General features: G+C 60.9%; 13 protein-coding genes. All 13 read right to left on the bottom strand.

Going from position 1 to position 19,204, the window contains the following annotated elements:
• Positions 1 to 26: 26 nt before the first annotated feature.
• On the bottom strand, positions 27 to 1,229 hold the full coding sequence (locus PSH65_RS11085) for an HlyD family efflux transporter periplasmic adaptor subunit (RefSeq protein WP_305426235.1): 1,203 nt from the start codon (positions 1,227 to 1,229) through the stop codon (positions 27 to 29).
• 15 nt (positions 1,230 to 1,244) lie between these two features.
• The gene (locus tag PSH65_RS11080; protein WP_305426234.1) at positions 1,245 to 2,714 is read right to left on the bottom strand and encodes an efflux transporter outer membrane subunit; all 1,470 of its coding nucleotides are present in this window, start codon (positions 2,712 to 2,714) and stop codon (positions 1,245 to 1,247) included.
• Positions 2,704 to 3,183 (bottom strand): MarR family winged helix-turn-helix transcriptional regulator, encoded by a 480-nt coding sequence (locus PSH65_RS11075; protein WP_305426233.1) that lies wholly within the window; start codon positions 3,181 to 3,183, stop codon positions 2,704 to 2,706. Before PSH65_RS11075 ends, PSH65_RS11080 begins: the two co-directional genes overlap by 11 nt.
• Before the next feature lie 229 nt (positions 3,184 to 3,412).
• Positions 3,413 to 7,087: a translocation/assembly module TamB domain-containing protein gene (locus PSH65_RS11070; RefSeq protein WP_305426232.1), complete on the bottom strand. Its 3,675-nt coding sequence runs from the start codon at positions 7,085 to 7,087 to the stop codon at positions 3,413 to 3,415.
• On the bottom strand, positions 7,084 to 8,811 hold the full coding sequence (locus PSH65_RS11065) for an autotransporter assembly complex family protein (RefSeq protein WP_305426230.1): 1,728 nt from the start codon (positions 8,809 to 8,811) through the stop codon (positions 7,084 to 7,086). Before PSH65_RS11065 ends, PSH65_RS11070 begins: the two co-directional genes overlap by 4 nt.
• A gap of 64 nt (positions 8,812 to 8,875) precedes the next feature.
• Complete coding sequence (locus tag PSH65_RS11060; protein WP_123721999.1) at positions 8,876 to 9,526, bottom strand: N-acetyltransferase; 651 nt, start codon at positions 9,524 to 9,526, stop codon at positions 8,876 to 8,878.
• 286 nt (positions 9,527 to 9,812) lie between these two features.
• On the bottom strand, positions 9,813 to 12,458 hold the full coding sequence (locus PSH65_RS11055; RefSeq protein ID WP_305426229.1) for a FimV/HubP family polar landmark protein: 2,646 nt from the start codon (positions 12,456 to 12,458) through the stop codon (positions 9,813 to 9,815).
• Positions 12,459 to 12,667: 209 nt separating this feature from the next.
• Entirely contained in the window at positions 12,668 to 13,678 is a 1,011-nt protein-coding gene (locus PSH65_RS11050; protein ID WP_305426228.1) for an aspartate-semialdehyde dehydrogenase, read from the bottom strand.
• 182 nt (positions 13,679 to 13,860) lie between these two features.
• Positions 13,861 to 15,162 carry a transposase gene (locus PSH65_RS11045; RefSeq protein WP_305424801.1) on the bottom strand — a complete coding sequence of 434 codons (1,302 nt, stop codon included), beginning with the start codon at positions 15,160 to 15,162 and terminating at the stop codon, positions 13,861 to 13,863.
• Positions 15,163 to 15,321: 159 nt separating this feature from the next.
• Positions 15,322 to 16,434 (bottom strand): aspartate-semialdehyde dehydrogenase, encoded by a 1,113-nt coding sequence (gene asd, locus PSH65_RS11040; protein ID WP_038980075.1) that lies wholly within the window; start codon positions 16,432 to 16,434, stop codon positions 15,322 to 15,324.
• Between the two features lie 67 nt (positions 16,435 to 16,501).
• Complete coding sequence (gene leuB / locus PSH65_RS11035; protein ID WP_007935187.1) at positions 16,502 to 17,584, bottom strand: 3-isopropylmalate dehydrogenase; 1,083 nt, start codon at positions 17,582 to 17,584, stop codon at positions 16,502 to 16,504.
• 51 nt (positions 17,585 to 17,635) lie between these two features.
• Entirely contained in the window at positions 17,636 to 18,403 is a 768-nt protein-coding gene (locus PSH65_RS11030; protein WP_305426227.1) for a class I SAM-dependent methyltransferase, read from the bottom strand.
• A gap of 146 nt (positions 18,404 to 18,549) precedes the next feature.
• Positions 18,550 to 19,194: a 3-isopropylmalate dehydratase small subunit gene (gene leuD, locus PSH65_RS11025; RefSeq protein WP_123356294.1), complete on the bottom strand. Its 645-nt coding sequence runs from the start codon at positions 19,192 to 19,194 to the stop codon at positions 18,550 to 18,552.
• Positions 19,195 to 19,204: the final 10 nt, after the last annotated feature.

Here is a 19,204-nt window from a genome sequence, read left to right as displayed (position 1 = left end):
CGCAGCTGACCCTGTGGGATGGCGAATCAGCGGTGCGCGGTTTTACTGACCGCGGCGCTGTTGTCGTGGATCAACTGGGTGATCATCGCGTCGGCCTCGGCCAATTGACGGTCGTAGATGCCGGTGCTGAACGACGGCTTTTGCGGCGGCTGTTGCGCCAGCACCGGACCACTCTGGTCACGCAGGCTCACATCGACCTGAGTCGACAGGCCGACCCGCAACGGGTGCTTGGCCAGCTCTTCGGCGTTGATGTGAATCCGCACCGGCACCCGCTGGACGATCTTGATCCAGTTACCGGTGGCGTTCTGCGCCGGTAGCAAGGCAAACGCGCTGCCGGTCCCGGCGCCGAGGCTGTCGATGGTGCCGCTGTATTTGACGTCGCTGCCATAGAGGTCGGCTTCGATGTCCACCGGCTGACCGATGCGCATGTCACGCAGTTGGGTTTCCTTGAAGTTGGCGTCGATCCACAGCTGATCCAGCGGGATCACCGCCATCAGCGCGGTGCCCGGCTGGACCCGCTGCCCCAATTGCACGCTGCGTTTGGCAACGTAACCGGTGACCGGTGCGATCAAGGTGCTGCGGGCATGGGTCAGGTACGCCTGACGCAATTGCGCGGCGGCGGACATCACGTCCGGGTGCGACGACACCACCGTGTCATCGACCAGCGCGCTGGTGGTCATAAGCTGTTGCTTGGCGTTGGCCAAGGCGTTTTGCGCCGAGGTCAGGTCGTCGCGAGCGTGAGACAGTTCTTCCTGGGAAATCGCCCCGCCGGCGGCGAGGTTTTTCCGGCGATTGAAGTTGTCCTGAGCCTTTTGCACCTCGGCCTGCTGCGCATTGACCTGGGCTTTCATGCCATCGACGTTGCTGTACAAGCCACGAACCTGGCGCACGGTACGGGCCAGATTGGCCTGGGCACTTTGCAGACCGACTTCGGCGTCGTTCGGGTCGAAGTTGATCAGCACCTGGCCTTCGTGGACCAGATCGCCATCGTCGGCGCCGATGCTGACCACGGTACCGGTGACCAACGGCGTGATTTCCACCACGTTGCCGTTCACATAGGCGTCGTCGGTGCTTTCATTCCAGCGACCGAAGAATTCGTGATAACCCCAGACGCCGAGCCCGGCGAGGATCACCACGATGGTCAGTGCAAACAGCATCACTTTGCGTTTGCGTGGATTGCTCGTGTCTTGAGCGTTGTCAGGAGCTTGAGATGTATCGACAGTGGCCATGACGAGTACCTTGAATTAGTTGTGCTGCGTGGCTGGGGTTGCGTTGGCCGCGGCCAGGGTTTCGCCCTGAAAACCGCCACCCAGCGCTTGCATCAGTTGAATCGACAGGTCGATCTGCTCGGCATTCAGGTTGGCCAGCTGACGCTGGGCCTGGAGCAATTGCTGCTCGATACTGAGCACGTCCAGGTAATTACCGATGCCGGAACCGTAGCGCTGGACCACGGTGTTGTAAGAATCCCGAGCAATGTCGGTGGCATGCTGCTGGGCGCCGATTTGCCGGCCGATATCGCGCAGCTGGTTGATGGTGTCGCTGACATCGCCCAGGGCTTTCACCAGGCTTTTGTTGTACTGCGCCACCGCGAGGTCGTAATCGGCGTTGCGGGAATCAAGGTCGGCCCGCAAACGGCCGCCGTCGAAAATCGGCACCGAGATCGTCGGCGCGACGTTGAAGAAGCGACTCGCCGAACCGAACATCGCATCGCCCAGCAACGATTCGACACCGGCCGCCGCGCTCAGGTTGAGGTTGGGGTAGAACCGGGTCTTGCCCGCCGCGATGTTTTTGCTCGCGGCTTCAACCCGCCAGCGCGCCGCCACCAAGTCCGGACGACGACCAAGCAATTCCGCCGGCAGCACCGATGGCAACGCCACGGCGCTGGCCTGGAGGACTTTCGGTCGGGCGATTTCATTGCCACGATCCGGGCCTTTACCCAGCAGCACTGCCAAGGCGATTTTCGCGCTTTGCAGGCGTTTCTCGGCGTCGATCAGGCTGGCTTCGGCGCTGGCTTCCAGGCTTTCGGTCTGCTGGAACTGGTACTGACTGTCGATCCCCGAACTCAGGCGACGCTGGCTGAGGTCGAGCATTTGTTGGGTGCGCTTGAGGTCTTCGCTGGCCAGGTCATGGATGATGTGCACCTGCCCCAGATCGCTGTAGGCGCGGGCGACGTCGGCGGACAAGGTCAGCTGCGCGGCTTGCTGATCGACTTCGGCGGCACGGGCCTCGCCCAACGCAGCTTCCCAGGCGTCGCGCTGACCGCCCCAAAGGTCGAAGTTGTAATTGAAACTGGCGCCGAGATTGCGCACGGTGGAGTACGTACCGCCCTGCCCGCTCGGCTCCTGATCGCGAGCCAGACGCGAACGGCTGACACCGGCGCTGGCATCCAGGGTCGGCATCCGCGCAGCGTCGGCGGCATAGGCCGCAGCGCTGGCCTGATGGGCGCGGGCGTCGGCGATTTGCATGTCCGGGCTGTCGTGCAGGGCTTCGCGGATCAGGCCGTCGAGTTGCGGGTCGCCGAGGCTTTTCCACCAGTCGCTTTTTGGCCACGCCGCGGGCGACAGGGTCACGCCGCTGAGGGACTGCCCGGCCTTGAGATTTTTCGCATCGAGGCTGACGCCTTCGGTGGTCAGGCCGCTGTAACTGGCGCAACCGGCGAGGCTCATGGCCAACAGCACCAGGCTCAATCCGCCACGCAGGCTTTTACTGCTCATTTCTACCTACCCGTTGCAGGGTGATCGAGTCACCCGCGGCTACCAGAATTTTCTTCAGGATCTGTTCCAGGGTTTTCAATTCTTCCGGGGTGATGGCGCCGGCCAGTTCATTCATGGCCTCGGCGCCGATCTGCGGCAGCTGGTCGGTCAGCTGCTGGCCCTGTTCGGTCAGCACCAGTTGAACCTGAGGCCGATCAGCTTCGGAACGTTGGCGGGCGAGGAATCCTTTCTGTTCCAGACGATCGAGCATGCGAGTCATCGAACCGCTGTCCAGCGACAGGTGACGGCACAGCTCGGCCGGGGTATCGACGCCGAACTGGGCCATGATGATCAGCACTTTGAACTGCGCGGCCGTGATGCCGTGGGGTTCCATGTGCGTGTCGATGATTCGGTCCTTGAGCAGCGCGGCGCGCCCGAGCAGGAGGCCGAGATGGCAATTATGGAAATCGTATGAGGAGAAATGTTTCATCTGACCACCAATTAGCTGCCTAGGCAGAGAATGTATGTCGAGATGTTACTGCTTAGGCAGCGAATGTCAACGCAATAATTAGGTTGCTTTGTATTGCGGCGATGGATTCTGTGGTGAATGTTCTGACGCCATCGCGGGCAAGCCCGCTCCCACAGGTTCGACGAGATCCTTGTGGGAGCGGGCTTGCCCGCGATTGGGGGTGACACGGTATCTGGAAGGAAACGCGGACCTAGAAATCCCGCTTGTAGAAGATGTCCAGCGAACTGGCCACGCCGCTGGCGGCTTCGAGGTAGACCTTTTTGCTCAGTTTGTAGCGCAAGGCGATGGTGTTGGCCGGCTCGAACACCCCGACGCCATAACGCAGGCTGAGCTTCTCGGAGATGTTGCCGCTGGCCACCACGGCGGTGTTGGCGCCACTGCCTTGGGTATCGAGCTGGAAGTCCTGAATGCCCAAGTCCTTGGCCAACCCGCTGGTCACCCCCGAACTGCCCATCAAACCCAACCCGAGAGCGGCCTGGGCGAGCATGTTGTTGTCTTCACCGGTGGTGCTTAGCGGACGCCCCAGCACCAGATAAGACAACGCCTGCTCCTGACTCATCGCCGGTTCCGAAAAGATCTGCGTGGTCGGCTGCTCGGCGCTGCCACTCAGGCGAATGCCGGCGATGACGTCGTCGGTCTGGCGAATCGCTTCGATGTCCAGATACGGCTGATCGATGGGACCGGCAAACAACAGGCGCGCCCGGCGCACCGTCAGCCGCTGGCCGTAGGCGCGATAACGCCCGTCGTTGAGCCACAGCTCGCCACGGGTGTCCATGTTGTCGCCGATATGCACCTGGCCTTGCAGGTTGGCGGTCAGGCCGAAGCCGGCAAAGCTGAGTTTGTCCTGCCCGACCACCACATCGATGTCCATCGCCATGGCCATCGGCGGTTTGCCCTCTTCGGTCTGCTGACCGACGATCACCGTGTCATCGGAGACCTTGACCGTGGACGGCGGCAGCTCGCGCACGATGATCTCGCCCTTGGGCACCAGCACCTTGCCGACGATTGCCAGTGTGTCGTCCTTCATGGAAATCTTCAGGTCCGGCGCGACTTCCAGCGCCGCGTAGGGCTCGACGGTGACCGGCAATTGCGAGCCCTTGAGCGCCAGATCCACCACCAGTGCCTGACCCCAGGCGATGTTGCCATTGAGGCGGCCCTGCCCGCTCTTGCCGCTTTTCCAGCCGCCGTTCAATTGCACGGTTTCGCCGGCAATCACGGCTTGAAGTTGCAAGGCTTCGAGTGCAATCGGCAGTTCAGGCCCGGAGATTTCACCGTCGCGCAGCTCAAGGTTGCCGTTGACCAGCGGCGTCAGCAGCCCGCCGGACAATGTGCCGCTGCCGCTCAAATGACCGGCGAGCTTCTCGACCATCGGCACAAACGGCCGCGCCACCGACAAGTCCAGGCCACTGAGGCGGAATGAACCGGTCAGCGGCTTGTTCTTCGGTATCGGATTGATCTGCGCCTGAACCCTCAGCTCACCGAGCTTGCCGCCGACAAAGTTGAGGTCGGTGTCGATGCGTTTTGGCGTGAGTTTGCTGGTGAGTTTCAGGGTCTGGTACGGGAAGTCCAGCCATTGCTCCTTCTCGCGCATACGCAAGGTGCCGCCACTGGCGTCAATGCTGATCTGGCCATTCGGGCCGCTGGCCGGCAAGTCCAGTTGCAGGTCGGCGTTGAGCTTGCCCTTCCAGGCGAAATCCTTTGGCAGCCATTGCGCCAAACTGTCGATGGGGAATTGCTTGAGGTGGTAACGCAGTTTCGGCTCGGGCATCAAGCGTTGGTCTTCGCCACACAGGCTGGCCGGGCCGGACATCCAGCAATGGGCGCCGAAGTTGATTTTGCCGTCCGCCAATCGCTCAAGCTTCGCCGGATTTTGCAGTTTCCAGTCCTGGCCGCCGGCCTGGATATCACCACTGGCCAGCCGCCCGCGCCAATTGCCCTTGTCCAGCGTGCCATCAAGACCGAGCGCCAGTTTCAGCTTCGGTCCTTGCAGGTCGAGAGCAAGTTTCTGGTTTTTGATATCGCCCTGACCGCTGGCGGTCAACGTGCCCAGTGAGGTGTCGCCGGTCTGAATGCCGCTGCCCTTGAGATCGATCTTCGCCCTTTGGGCGCTGTCTAGGGTGGCGTCCAGATTGAGGCTTTGCAGGCGATTATCTTCGAACGCCAGTTGCGTGCCTTGCAGGCCGAGCTTGCCTTGTGGCGCCTTGAGCGTGCCGGCGACATCGACACGGCCATTGAGCTGACCGCGCAGTTGCGGCCAGAGCTGGGCCAGACGCGGCATCTTGATATCGAGCTGGCCGGCGAGTGTCTGTTGCAGACTGCCTTGGCCGTTGATGCTGTTGTCACCGAGGCGAATCTGCAACGCGCTGAGGTTCCATTGCTCGCCGCCGCCATCGGCCTTGGCTTGCAACACCGCCGGTTGCCCCCGCAGCTTGCCTTTCAGGTCCAGGTCGGCGGTCAGGCTGAGTGTTTCGTTCTTCATCTCGCCTTTACTGCGCAATGGCCCAGCCAAGGTGCCTGGCAACTCCGCGAGCCAGTACGCCGGGTTGATCGCCGAGAGGTCCAGCGCCGTATCCCAGGCGATGCCGTCGGCAAATTGCAGGTTCAAGTGCCCTTCGGCCTTGCCCTGCCCCGCTTCGAGCTTGAATTGCGGCAGGTGGATCTTGGTCAAGTCGCCGCTGAACGGACTGTTCAGGCTGAACGCCCCGGCCGGGCCATCCAGTGCAGCCTTGAAGTTACCGATGTAGTTGCCGTCGGTGTAGGAGACTTCACCGTTGAAGCTGCGCAGCGCCACTTGCGGCTCGTCGATCAGCGGATAGAGACGATGCCATGGGAAATCCAGCCAGTCGATTTTTGCATCAGCGCTCAGGCCTTTGGTCCAGTCCATTTGCCCGGTGAGCTTGAGGCTTTGTTTGTCGTTGGCCGTCAGATCAAGACCAGCGATCTGCGCACCCTTAGCGTCGACCCTGCCTTGCAGCAGCAAAGCCACCGGGCCTTGCTCGGCGGGCAACGTGGCTTTGCCGAGCAACTGGTAGCCGCTTTTCAAGTCGCCGTCGCCGGTGAGCTCCAGTTGATTGAGTTGCAGAGTGTCCGGTAGATCGGCGCTGGCCTTGAAGCCGTCAGCGATGATGCGCACTTTGGCCGGCAGGTTTTCCACCAGCGGTTGCAGCTCCCCGGTGAGTTGCCCGTTCAGGTAGCCGCTGCTGTCGGCTTTCAGGTTCAGGGTTTTCAGCAGATCGCCGTCGACCTTCAGGGCCAGTGCCCATGGTTCGGTACCCGGCGCAGGCAAGGTCAGTTTGCCTTCGGCGGTCAGCGGCCAATGGCCGCTCGGTTGCAGCAGGCCGGACAGGTTCAGGCTCAGTTCATCACGCTGCAAATGCACCGAGTCGATCTGCAAACCTGTCTCGGTCCAGTGCGCTGCCAGTTGCAGCCCCTTGAGTTCTTCACTGCCGTTGAACAGCAGACGGCCGATTTTGACGTCGCCCAATTCGATGGCCAAGGGCAACTGCAAGTCCGGCAGCGTGATGGGGCCGCTGTCGGTTGTTTCTTCACTGGGCGGAAATTGCAGGCTGACCTGCTCGGCCTGCAGTTGCTCGACGCACAGCGTCATGCGCGTCAGGCACAGCGGCGACCAGGCGAAAATCGCTTTGTTCAGCTCGACCCGGCTGCTGTCCTGCTGCCAAACCAGATGATCGGCGCTCCACTGCCCCCCCAAACGACCCTGGAAGTTCTCCACGGTCAAACCCGGCACAAACCCGAGCGCCCAACGACTGCCCGGCGCAGTGCCCAGCACGGTGAACAGTGTCAGCACGAGCAGCATCAGCAGCGCCGGAATCGCCAGTAGCGTTATTTTCAAACCACGCTTCACAGCTCAGGCCCCATGGAAAAGTGCAGTCGAATGCCGCCGTCGTCATCCATCGCATGGGCCAGATCGAGACGAATCGGCCCCACCGGAGAAACCCAGCGTACGCCGATACCGACACCGGTCTTCAGGTTCGGCAATTCGAGTGTGTTGAAGGAGTTGCCCTGGTCGATGAAGGTTGCGACCCGCCATTTTTCGGCGACGGAGTATTGATACTCGACGCTGCCGGCCACCATGTAGCGGCCACCGATACGGTCGCCATCGGAGTTTTCCGGGGACAGGCTCTGGTAGTCGTAACCGCGCACGCTCTGATCGCCACCGGCGAAGAAGCGCAAGGACGGCGGCATCGATTTGTAGCCGTTTGTAGCGCTGCCGCCGACCTGCACCCGACCGAGCAAGCGGTGTTTGTCGAAGACCGTAGTCAGGCCTTTGACCAGCGCCGTGCCATAGACCAGGTTGGTGTCCGAACCCAATCCTTCCTTGGCGACTTTGGTTTCGAATTGCAGGCGATAACCGTTGTGCGGATCGATGCGGTTGTCGCTTTTCAGGTACGAATAACTCACGCCGGGCATCAGCAAAGTACTCAGGCCCGAATCATCGCCGAGTCTATATTCCTCGCGCTGCCACTTGAGCGAAACCACCCGCTGCCAGCCGCTAGGCAACTTGCTGTGCCACTCGGGGCCGAGGGTGAGCAACTTGCTCAGGCTGTCCTTATCGGCGATTTCTTCGCTCTGATAACCACCGGCAAAGCGCAGTTTGTCGGTCAATGGTGGATCCAGCGGAACGTCGTAAAACAGACCGACGTTCTGCCTTGGTGCTGAAATCTCGGCTTCCCAGCCGTAACTGTGCCCCTGGGGATTGACCCAATGGCGGGTCCAGTTGGCTTTGGCCCGTGGACCGACGTCGGTGGAAAAGCCCAGACCGAGGCCCATGGTCCGAGGCTTGCGGGTTTCCAGTTTGACCGCCACCGGGATCACCTCGTCCTTGGACGCGGCCGGCGCTGCGTCCACGCGCACGCCCTCGAAATAGCCGCTCGATTGCAGCGCCTGATTGAGTTCGGCGATCAGTTCGGAGTCATAGGGCGTACCGGCCTTGAACGGCACCATGCGTTGCAGCAGGTCTTCGTCGAACGGCGTGTCGCCTTCAAAACTGACCTTGCCCAGCGCATAGCGCGGGCCGCTGTCGTAGATCAATTCGATATCGGCGACGCCTGCCCGCGGGTCCACCAACAGTTTTTGGCGGGTGAAGCGCCCACTGAAAAAGCCGTAGCGCGAAGCCTGGTTCTGGATCACTCGCTTGGCGTCTTCATAATGACCATGATTGAGCACCGCGCCGGGTTTGAGCAGGTCACTTTTGGGCACGCGAAAGGATTTTAGCGAGGCCGCAGGACCGTCGACACGCACCGTGACGTTGCGCAAATGGATCGGCTCGCCAGGATCGATGGTCAGAACCAGACGCGGCTTCTTGCCGCCCTTCACGTCGCTTTCAATTTGCGGCTGGTAGTAGCCCAAGGCCTGGGCGGCTTTGCGTGCCTGTTCTTCGGCGCCACGACTGAAGCGCAGCAGGGCTTCTTCGTCGCGATCGCCGAGGCTACCGATATAGCCTTCTATATTGGCTTTTAGTTCATCGTTGGACGGTTTGATCCGCACATCCAATTCACTTTGCGCCAGTGCCGCGCAGCTGGAGATCAGCATCAGCACGCCACTGGTAAATCTTCCGGAAAACTTCATAGCGCGGATGCTATCACGAGCCTGGGGGCCTGATAGAGCCTGACCTGCCGCGAAAGTTCTACTGTTATGCCGTTGCCGTTTGTAACACCTGCGGGTTGGCGTGGAAAAACACGTGTTCAAGAATCGGTCCTACCGCCACTTCACCGATTTCCTCGTAGCCCTGACGCTTATAGAACTCCAGATAACGAGGATTCCCGGTGTCGAGGATCACACCCTGTGAGTGCTCATCGACCGCGCACCAGTTATGGACCGCTTGCAGCAATTGTTCACCGAAATGCTTGCCCTGGAATTGCGGATGAACCCCCAGTAATGGCAAGACATGCACCGAGTCGGAGGGCACGCACGCCATCACGGCGGCGTGGTAATCGAGGTAGCGTCGGGTACAGCGAAACCCGGTGCTGAGCACCATCCGCAGGCGCCAGGCCCAGCTTTCGGTAATGCCCAGGCGACGTTGCGGCGGTGCGATCAGGGCGATGCCGATCAAGCGGTCATTCACCAGCAGGCCGATGGCTGGTAAATCCTGAAGAAAGTGTTGTTTGACCAGTTCGCGCACCGTTGCCCTTACTCGTTGTTCATAACCGGGGCGTTCGGCTTCGAACAGATAGCCGAACGTCGGCTCGTGCCGGTACGCCTGGTACAGCAGGGAACGTGCTTCGCGGGAATAGCCGCTGTCGAGCATGTGAATATCGGCGATGACGGTCGAGGTTTCGGGCATAACGGTCGATCTCCCTGGGCGCGGCTCAGAAGGCCGCGTTCTTATTGGTACGAGCCTTTGGGTGGCTTCACAGTTCCCCAGACAGGTATAGACCAAGCCAGGATCTTCATCGACTGAGCTGACCCCTTCGCGAGCAAGCCCGCCCCCACAGGAGATTGATGTCTGGCGCAAATGATGCGGACAACCTTGCCCCCGAAGGCGACCCGACAGGCGCCATCGCATCGCCCCCCCAAACAAAAACGGCAGCCTCGATGGGCTGCCGTTTTGTTTATGCCTTACCGATGATTCACGCCAGACGCGAGAGCATTTCCTTGGCTTCGCTCTTCTGACCCGCATCGCCCTCGGTCACCACTTCATTGAGGATGTCCCGAGCGCCGTCGTTGTCGCCCATGTCGATGTAAGCCTGGGCCAGGTCGAGTTTGGTGGCGACTTCGTCAGCACCGGAGAGGAAATCGAGCTCATCGTCCGCGGAGGCCAAAGCGTCTTCCTCGGTAAAACTCGGCTCACCAAGGCTCTGGGACAGACGTTCCAGCTCAGCGTTGACGTCGTTGAGTTCATTTTCGAAGGCGTCAGGCTGATCCGGGCTGGCGTCCATTTCATCGGCCAGCGACAGATCGAAGTCCAACGGCAACTCCAGGTCATCGAGCGGTGTCTCAGCCACGGTCGGTGCTTCGGCGGCTGGCGCATCCTTGAGATTTTCATCCAGACTCATCAAGAAGTCGTCTTCGGCCAGGATGGCTGGCGAAGCATCGCCGCCCAGATCCATGTCCAGGTCAAAGTCCGACAGATCGTCGAGGTTTTCCTTGATTTCAGTCTGTTGCTGCAACACCGACTCAAAGCTCAGGTCGTCATCCAGCGGGAATTCGTCCAGCTCAGCCAGAGCTTCTGGTGTTGGCTCCGGCTCCGGCTCTGGTGCTGGCTCTGGTTCCGCCGCAACGGCAGGCGCGATTGGAGTAGCCGCGTCCAGATCGTCCAGGCTCAGATCGAAGGCGCTGTCGAAGTCGGACAATGCCGGTTCCGGGGCTTGCGGTTCGTCCAGCAGCAGGTCCTTGACGTATTGCGCATCCAGCTCGGCGGCGATTGCCGCGGCAGCCAGACCACCCGCAACTGCGACTGCCATCGCCGGAAAGCGGCTTTTCAATTCTTCAACCCGGGCGAAGTTATCGCCATTGGCTACCAGCTGACGCTCCTGAGCGACGAACGCATCGCGGTCGCCCTGCTGACCGTAGACTTCCATCAGCTTCAGGCGCAGGTCACTGCGTTGCGGCGCTTGCTTGATCGCATCTTCCAGCAATGCAGCGGCCTGATTCAGACGACCGCCTGCAATGTGCGACTGCGCCTGAGCCAGTACGTCGTCGGAACGCTCGGAACGCTCGGCGGCAGGCGATACCAGTGGCGCAGCGATCGGCGGCGTCACCACAACTGGAGAAATCACCGGGGCCGGGGCCGGCGCTAGCGTTGGTGCGGTCGCAAGTTTCACGCTCGGCGGCGGAACTTCCAGGCCTTCGAAGCTGCTTTCCGGCAGGTCTTGGTCGACGGAGAACGCTTGTTCCTCTTCCAAGGCACGGGCCATGCGCAGATGCTTCTCGGCCTCTTGCTGGGCTTTGCGGCGACGGGCCAGCAACAGCAGCAAGAGCAGCAGAACCACCGCACCGCCACCCACCAGCCCCAGCAGGATCGGGTTGGTCAGCAGCTCGTTGAATTTCTGATCATCGGATGTCGCAGGCGCTGGCTCGACGGCTGGTGCCGGAACAGCTTCTGGTGCAGCTGTCTCTGGCGCAGGTGCCGGGGCTGCGTCCGCAGGCGTTGCCGCAGGGTTGGCCGCCAGTTCGGCTGACATCGCCGGAGCGGTCGTAGCCGCCGGTGTGTCCGCGCCACCTTCGGCCTGCAACTTGGCCAATTGGTTGTTCTTCAGTTCGATCAGGCGTTGCAGCTTGTCCAGCTGACTTTGCAGATCGCTCATGCGGCTTTTCAGTTCAGCGTTGTCACGACGGGTCGTGTCGAGGCTTTCCTGAGTCACGGCCAGCTTGTTGCTCAACGCTTTCGCATCACCGGCGGCACCTTTGCCGCCCTTGCCGGTGTCGGCAGAGACCAGGCTCAGTTTGTCTGTGGCGGCTTGCGACGAAGCACCTTCACCGCGAGCGCGCTTGGTGGCGTCAAGTTGCTGCTGACCGGTTCCCGGTTTCGCCACGTAGCGACGACCCTGACGCCACGCGGTGTTCTGCGCGGCGACCTCGGCGATGGCCTTGGGTTGCGGCAGGTTGGTGCTCTGCACCTGATCAGGCAGGCGCAGCACCTGACCGGTTTTCAGTCGGTTGATGTTGCCGTCGATGAACGCATCCGGGTTCAGCGCCTGGATGGCCAGCATGGTCTGCTGGATCGAACCGCCATTACGCGCCTTCGCGGCGATTTCCCACAGGGTATCGCGCGCTGTGGTGGTGTATGGCGACGATTTGGTCGCGCCGGTGACCGGCGCGGTCACCGTTTGGGCTGGCGCCGGTTGCGCGGCGGCATCGGCGGTCTGCGGCGAGAATTTGGACGGATCGAGCAGCACGCTGTAATCGCGTAGCAGGCGACCGTTGGGCCACATCACCTGAACCAGGAATTTCACCATCGGTTCGGACAGCGGTTTGCTGGACGTGACGCGCAGGATGCTTTTGCCGCTGGCGTTAAGCACTGGGGTGAAGGTCAGGTCATTGAGAAACGCCTGGCGATCGACACCGGCCTTGGCGAAATCTTCGGGCGAGGCCAGGCTCGGCACCACTTCGGCAGCCGAGAGGTCCTTGACGTCGAGCAACTCGATTTCTGCCACCAGAGGCTGGTTCAGCGTCGACTTCAGGGTCAATTCCCCGAGCCCGAGGGCATGCGCCATACCGGAGGACAGCGCCGAGGCGGCCGCTATTGCTAACACCAGTTTGCGAACTTGAACCATAACCTCTTCCTTTGTTTGAACATTCCTCGGCCAGCGAGAAGGTGTTGATTGCCGCTGCCGTAAGGCATTGCGCGCGGCGACGAAGGGTCGTCGCGCGCGATCATTTCATTCATGCAATGGGAAGCCCTGCGGGGTGGCTCACCTTAAGCATTCCGGCCAAGCACGACGCTCGACGGGAATCATTCGATAAAATTGTTGCCAAGTATCTTTTACAGCAGGTCTTTTATCAACAATTCAGCCACCTGCACAGCATTGAGCGCGGCGCCTTTGCGTACGTTATCTGACGTCAGCCACACATTAAGTTCCGCCGGATCGTCGATCCCGCTGCGAACCCGACCAACGTAAACCACGTCCTGCCCTACCGCATCGCCTACCGGGGTCGGGTAATCGCCCGCCTCGACCAGTTCGATACCGGGCGCCGCTTCCAGAGCTGCGTTGATTTTCGCCAGATCGACAGCGCTCGATGACTGCAAGGTCATGCTAAAGCTATCGCCAAAAAACACCGGAGCTTGAATGCAAGTGACGGAAATCTTCAATGAAGGCAGCGCCATGACCTGACGCAGCTCGCGCACCAGGCGCTTTTCCAGCAGCGTATGACCTTGAGCATCAGGCGTGCCGACTTGGGCCAGCAGGTTGAAGGCCATCTGCCGATCGAAGAATGCTGGTTCCAGCGGGCGCACATTGAGCAGCTCGGCGGTTTGACGGGCCAGCTCAGTAACGGCTTCGCGGCCTTGGGCGGAGACCGCCAGACACGCCGTCAGGCTGATGCGTTGCAGGTCGAGCAAACCGAGCAACGGCGCCAGCACCACCGCCAGTGTCGCGGCCGAAGGGCTTGGGCTGCTGACCTGGAAGGGCTTTTTCAGGCCGACCAGAATTTCAGCGTTGGCCTCAGGCACCACTTGCGGCGCCTGATCGGCCGGCAAGGCGCCGGACAGGTCGATCAGCGAGCAACCGGCGGCGGTGGCGCGCGGGGCGAAACTGAGGGTTACCGCCGGCCCGGCGGCGAAGAACACCAACTGGACTTTGCTGAAGTCGAACTCATCGACTTCGCGCACCCGCACGTTCTTGCCGCGAAACGGTACCGAATGCCCGGCCGATTCACTGCTCGCCAGCAGGTGCAGGTTAGCGACCGGAAAATCCCGCTCTTCGAGAATCTGGACGAGTGTTTCGCCGACAGTACCGGTGGCGCCGATCACGGCAATATCAAAGGACTGGCTCATGGTTCTACCTCTGGCGAAACGGGGGGAGCGGCACTTTACCGGGTGGTTGGCAGTGAGGCAATTCGGCGGAGACCTGCGGCGCCAGTTCCGACCTCATCGCGGGCAAGCCCGCTCCCACAGGGTTCAGCGCAATCCTTGTGGGAGCGGGCTTGCCCGCGATGGGCATAGGTATCTACACATCTCTAAAGTCTTCGGCTGGCCACCCAGCCGATGGCCTCTTTAGCAAAACCCGCCAGTTCCTGGGGCGTGTATTGTTCCAATGTCTCGCACATGGCCAAAAGCATGTATAAACCGGCCAGCAGCGCGGAAGCCGTCACCGGCTGCGAGCGCTTCATCTGTCGACCAGACAGACGGACCAAAAAATCCCGTGTTTGCTCAGCGAACTCCCCCTTAGCCCGCATCAGACGCCAACTGACAGCACATGCCTGACTGGCGATCAACAGCCGTTTGAACACCGCTTCACCGCTCTCTTGCTGCCAGTTTTCCAGCTGATGCCCACCCCCTTTAAGCAGTTTGAAGTAGGACTCGATACGCCAGCGCCAGTAATACCAGAGCGCCAATCGTTCATCTGCGACCTCTTGCTCAAGGTTGCTCAGCAAATACCATTCGGCCAGCAGGTGACCATCGGCTCCCAGTATTCGGCTCACGACGAGCCGGGCCGGCAACGGCTCACCAGACTTGCGCAGCGTCTTGCGGTCGGCCCTGTCTTTGGTGAAAGGCTGGGCTTGGCGAGTCAGCACGACGGCGGTTTCTCCCACCCATTGAATGGCCGGTTTTCCTTTGTAGTCCACCTTGCGAGTTTTGCGGTAGGTCATCTCGCGAGCAATTTGACTCAGGGCCCTCGATTGACCTGCATGACTGGCCGTGGAACCGGCCTTGACTCGCACCAGCCATTGCCGACCCTCGGCCTGCCATTGCCTCAGGTGAGCGACCGAATCAGCCTCTCGATCCACGATATGGACAAGCGGCTTGGCAAAATTCTGCTGTTCCAGCCAAGTGATACGTTGTGTCAGTTCATGCAGATGCTTCTCAGGGGCCAGCACTTCTTCGGCTCGCGTGCTGAGCACGCCGTCCTTGGTCGCCAGATTTTGAGCGGGAGTACAGATCGGTGCACCGTCACGGTCGGTGACTAGCAGGCTGCTTTGCAGCTCGTAACCGATGTCGCCCCGGTGGGTCATTTGCAGGCGATCAGCCTTGCTGTGGTGGTGCATGTAATTGAGCCGAGACCAATCGTGCATGACCAGCGCGTAATCATCACAGTCATCCCGACAACCCTCGTGGGCCAGCGCCAGCAGCGGTTTAACCAGGTCAACGGGCCGAACCCGGTCATTGCTCAAAAATCGCCAAAGGGCTTGCGTCTGTGCAAAAGCCTTGTCGCTTCGCGGCAAGGCTTTCATCCCGGCGGCCAGCGCCGGTAGTCCATTACTGTGTCCCATGACTAACTCGTCGTATCGTTTTGTCAGTCGGGCATCTAGCCCGGTCATTTGATATCCATGCCGTCCCTTTATAGACCAGGATCGGGAGATGTGTAGATACCTATGCCGCGATGACGGAAGAGCAGACAACCGAGCACCTTCAGACTGCCGCGCATAAAAAAACCCGCACCTCTTTCAAGGCACGGGCTCTTTCGTTACTTCAACAGATCAACGCTCGAGCAGGATCCGCAGCATGCGACGCAGCGGTTCGGCAGCGCCCCACAGCAGTTGGTCGCCGACGGTGAAGGCACCGACGAACTGCGAACCCATGTTCAGCTTGCGCAGACGGCCAACCGGCACGTTCAGGGTACCGGTAACCTTTGTAGGGCTCAGCTCCTGCATGCTGATCTCACGATTGTTCGGCACCAGCTTGACCCAAGGGTTGTGCTGGCTGATCAGCCCTTCGATGTCGGCGATCGGCACGTCTTTGTTCAGTTTGATGGTCAGCGCCTGGCTGTGGCAGCGCATGGCGCCGACGCGCACGCAGATGCCATCCACCGGGATCGGGCTCTTGAAGCGACCGAGGATCTTGTTGGTCTCGGCCTGGGCCTTCCACTCTTCGCGGCTCTGACCGTTCGGCAGTTCCTTGTCGATCCACGGGATCAGGCTGCCAGCCAGCGGTACGCCGAAGTTTTCGGTCGGGTACGCGTCGCTGCGCATGGCTTCGGCGACACGACGGTCGATGTCGAGGATGGCGCTGGCCGGGTCGGCCAGTTGATCGGCGACAGCGCCATGGGTCACACCCATTTGCTTGATCAGTTCACGCATGTGCTGCGCGCCGCCACCGGAGGCCGCCTGATAGGTCATGGCGCTCATCCACTCGACCAGACCGGCTTCGAACAGGCCGCCCAGGCCCATCAGCATCAGGCTGACGGTGCAGTTGCCGCCGATGTAGTTCTTGGTGCCCGCATCGAGCTGCTGGTCGATGACCTTGCGGTTCACCGGGTCCAGCACGATCACCGCGTCATCCTGCATCCGCAGGCTGGAAGCGGCGTCGATCCAGTAACCCTGCCAGCCGGCTTCGCGCAGCTTCGGGAAGACTTCGCTGGTGTAGTCGCCACCCTGGCAGGTCAGAATCACGTCGAGGGTTTTCAGCTCTTCAATGCTGTAAGCGTCCTTGAGCGGAGCAATGTCCTTGCCCACGGACGGGCCTTGGCCACCGACATTGGAAGTGGTGAAAAACACCGGCTCAATAAGATCGAAATCCTGCTCTTCCAGCATCCGCTGCATGAGCACGGAACCGACCATACCGCGCCAACCGATCAGACCTACACGTTTCATCGCAACTACACCTTCTTAAAAGTGGGCCGCTGCTTTCATGGTTGAAAGTTGCAGCGGGCCAAAGAGATTACAGATTCCGCAGCGCGGCGACTACTGCATCGCCCATTTCCTGCGTACCGACCTTGGTACAACCGGCCGACCAGATGTCGCCTGTGCGCAGACCCTGATCCAATACCAGGCTCACGGCCTTCTCGATAGCATCGGCCGCATCCTGCAGATTGAAGCTGTAACGCAGCATCATCGACACCGACAGAATGGTCGCCAACGGGTTGGCAATGCCCTTGCCAGCGATGTCCGGTGCCGAACCGTGGCACGGCTCGTACATGCCTTTGTTGTTCGCATCCAGCGATGCCGACGGCAGCATGCCGATGGAGCCGGTGAGCATCGACGCTTCGTCGGAAAGAATGTCGCCGAACAGGTTGTCGGTGACGATCACATCGAATTGCTTCGGTGCGCGCACCAGTTGCATGGCGGCGTTGTCGACGTACATGTGGCTCAGTTCGACGTCCGGGTAGTCCTTGGCCACTTGCTCGACGATTTCACGCCACAGTTGGCTGGAGGCCAGCACGTTGGCCTTGTCCACCGAGCACAGCTTCTTGCCACGCACGCGGGCCATGTCGAAACCGACACGGGCGATACGGCGGATTTCGGTTTCGCTGTATGGCAGCGTGTCATAGGCCTGACGCTCGCCATTTTCCAGTTCACGCACGCCACGTGGCGCGCCGAAGTAGATGCCGCCGGTCAGTTCACGGACGATCAGGATGTCCAGACCCGCCACGATTTCTGCCTTCAGGCTGGAAGCCTCGGCCAGTTGCGGGTACAGGATTGCCGGACGCAGGTTACCGAACAGGCCCAGTTGCGCACGGATTTTCAGCAGACCGCGCTCAGGGCGGATGTCACGTTCGATGGTGTCCCATTTCGGACCGCCCACGGCACCCAGCAACACCGCGTCGGCGGCACGGGCACGGGCCAGGGTTTCGTCGGCCAGCGGCACGCCGTGCTTGTCGATGGCGGCGCCACCGATCACGTCATGGCTCAGTTCGAAGCCCAGGCTGTACTTGTCGTTCGCCAGCTCCAGCACCTTGACCGCTTCGGCCATGATTTCCGGGCCAATACCGTCGCCTGGGAGAATCAGAATCTGCTTGCTCATGCTTTCCTCATGTCATCAGTCGGCGCGCCCTGGGGCGCGCCCGGAAAATTCCTATCGTTCAGCCATCAGCACCAGCACATCGGTACTGAACGAACCATCGGCCTCAATCTCAAAATATTCGCGAACTTCATTGCCCATCGATTGCTGCAACTCGAGGATCGCCGCGCGCATCACCTGCGGCGTGCGCATGCGCTCGACCCACGACGTGTACTCCAGACGCAGCCGTTGGCGCGTGGTACTGCGGGTATGCAACCCCGCTTCGCTGACCTGACGCAACCACTCGCCCGCAGAATAATCGCGCACGTGGCTGGTGTCGCGCAGCACTTCGACGCTTTGCAAGTAAGTGTCGAACAACGGGCTGCCCGGCGACAACACATCGATGAACGCCGCCACCCCGCCCGGCTTCAGCACCCGGCGAACTTCGCGCAGGGCCAGTCCGAGGTCGCTCCAATGGTGCGCCGAGTAACGGCTGAAGACGAAATCGAACTCGCCATCGGCGAATGGCAGGCGCTCGGCGGCACCCAGTACCGTGGACACGTTGCCCAAGCCCCGATCGACGGCAGCAGCGGCCACCACGTCGAGCATCTGTTGAGACAGATCGTAAGCGACCACTTCCTTGACCAGCGAAGCCACGTGAAAACTCACGTGACCGGCGCCGCAACCGAGGTCGAGCACGCGGGCATCGCCCTGCCCCGCCAGTTCAGCCTGTAGCAGCGCGAATTCAGTGCCTTGAGCGTGTACGGCGCTGCTCAGATAGGCCGAGGCCTGTTCACCGAATTGCTTTTGTACTACCTGACTGTGCTGGGCGGTGCTGGTCATGGGGACATCCTTTTGATCTTGTGGTGCCTGTACCGGCCTCATCGCGGGCAAGCCCGCTCCCACAGGGATTTTTGGTGTTCACAAAACCTGTGGGAGCCGGGCTTGCCCGCGATAGGCCAGCCCTGCCTACATAAATTTCGGATCAATCACGCGTCGCGAAACAACCACGGCTGGCTCGCGCGGTGCTTGGCTTCAAACGCGGCAATCGCTTCGTGGTCCTGCAGGGTCAGGCCGATATCGTCCAGGCCATTGAGCAGGCAGTGTTTGCGAAAGGCATCGATTTCAAAATTCAACACCTTGCCATCCGGACGGGTCACGGTCTGGGCTTGCAGATCAACCTGCAACTGATAACCCGGAGTCGCCTCAACCTGCTGGAACAGCTCATCGACTTCAGCGTCGCTCAGGATGATCGGCAGCAAGCCGTTCTTGAAGCTGTTGTTGAAGAAGATGTCGGCGTAGCTCGGCGCGATGATGCTGCGGAAACCGTACTCTTCCAGCGCCCACGGCGCGTGTTCGCGGCTGGAGCCGCAACCGAAGTTCTCACGGGCCAGCAGTACGCTGGCGCCCTGATAACGCTCGGCGTTGAGGACGAAGTCCTTGTTCAACGGGCGCTTGGAGTTGTCCTGATACGGCTGCCCGACATCCAGGTAACGCCATTCATCGAACAGGTTCGGACCGAAACCGGTGCGCTTGATCGACTTCAAGAACTGCTTCGGAATGATCTGATCGGTGTCGACGTTGGCTCGATCCAAAGGCGCGACAAGACCAGTGTGCTGGGTAAAAGCTTTCATGCTGCGCTCC

It is taken from the genome of Pseudomonas sp. FP603, from assembly GCF_030687415.1.
GTDB lineage: Bacteria > Pseudomonadota > Gammaproteobacteria > Pseudomonadales > Pseudomonadaceae > Aquipseudomonas > Aquipseudomonas wuhanensis.
This window is presented reverse-complemented; position numbering and strand designations above follow the sequence as displayed.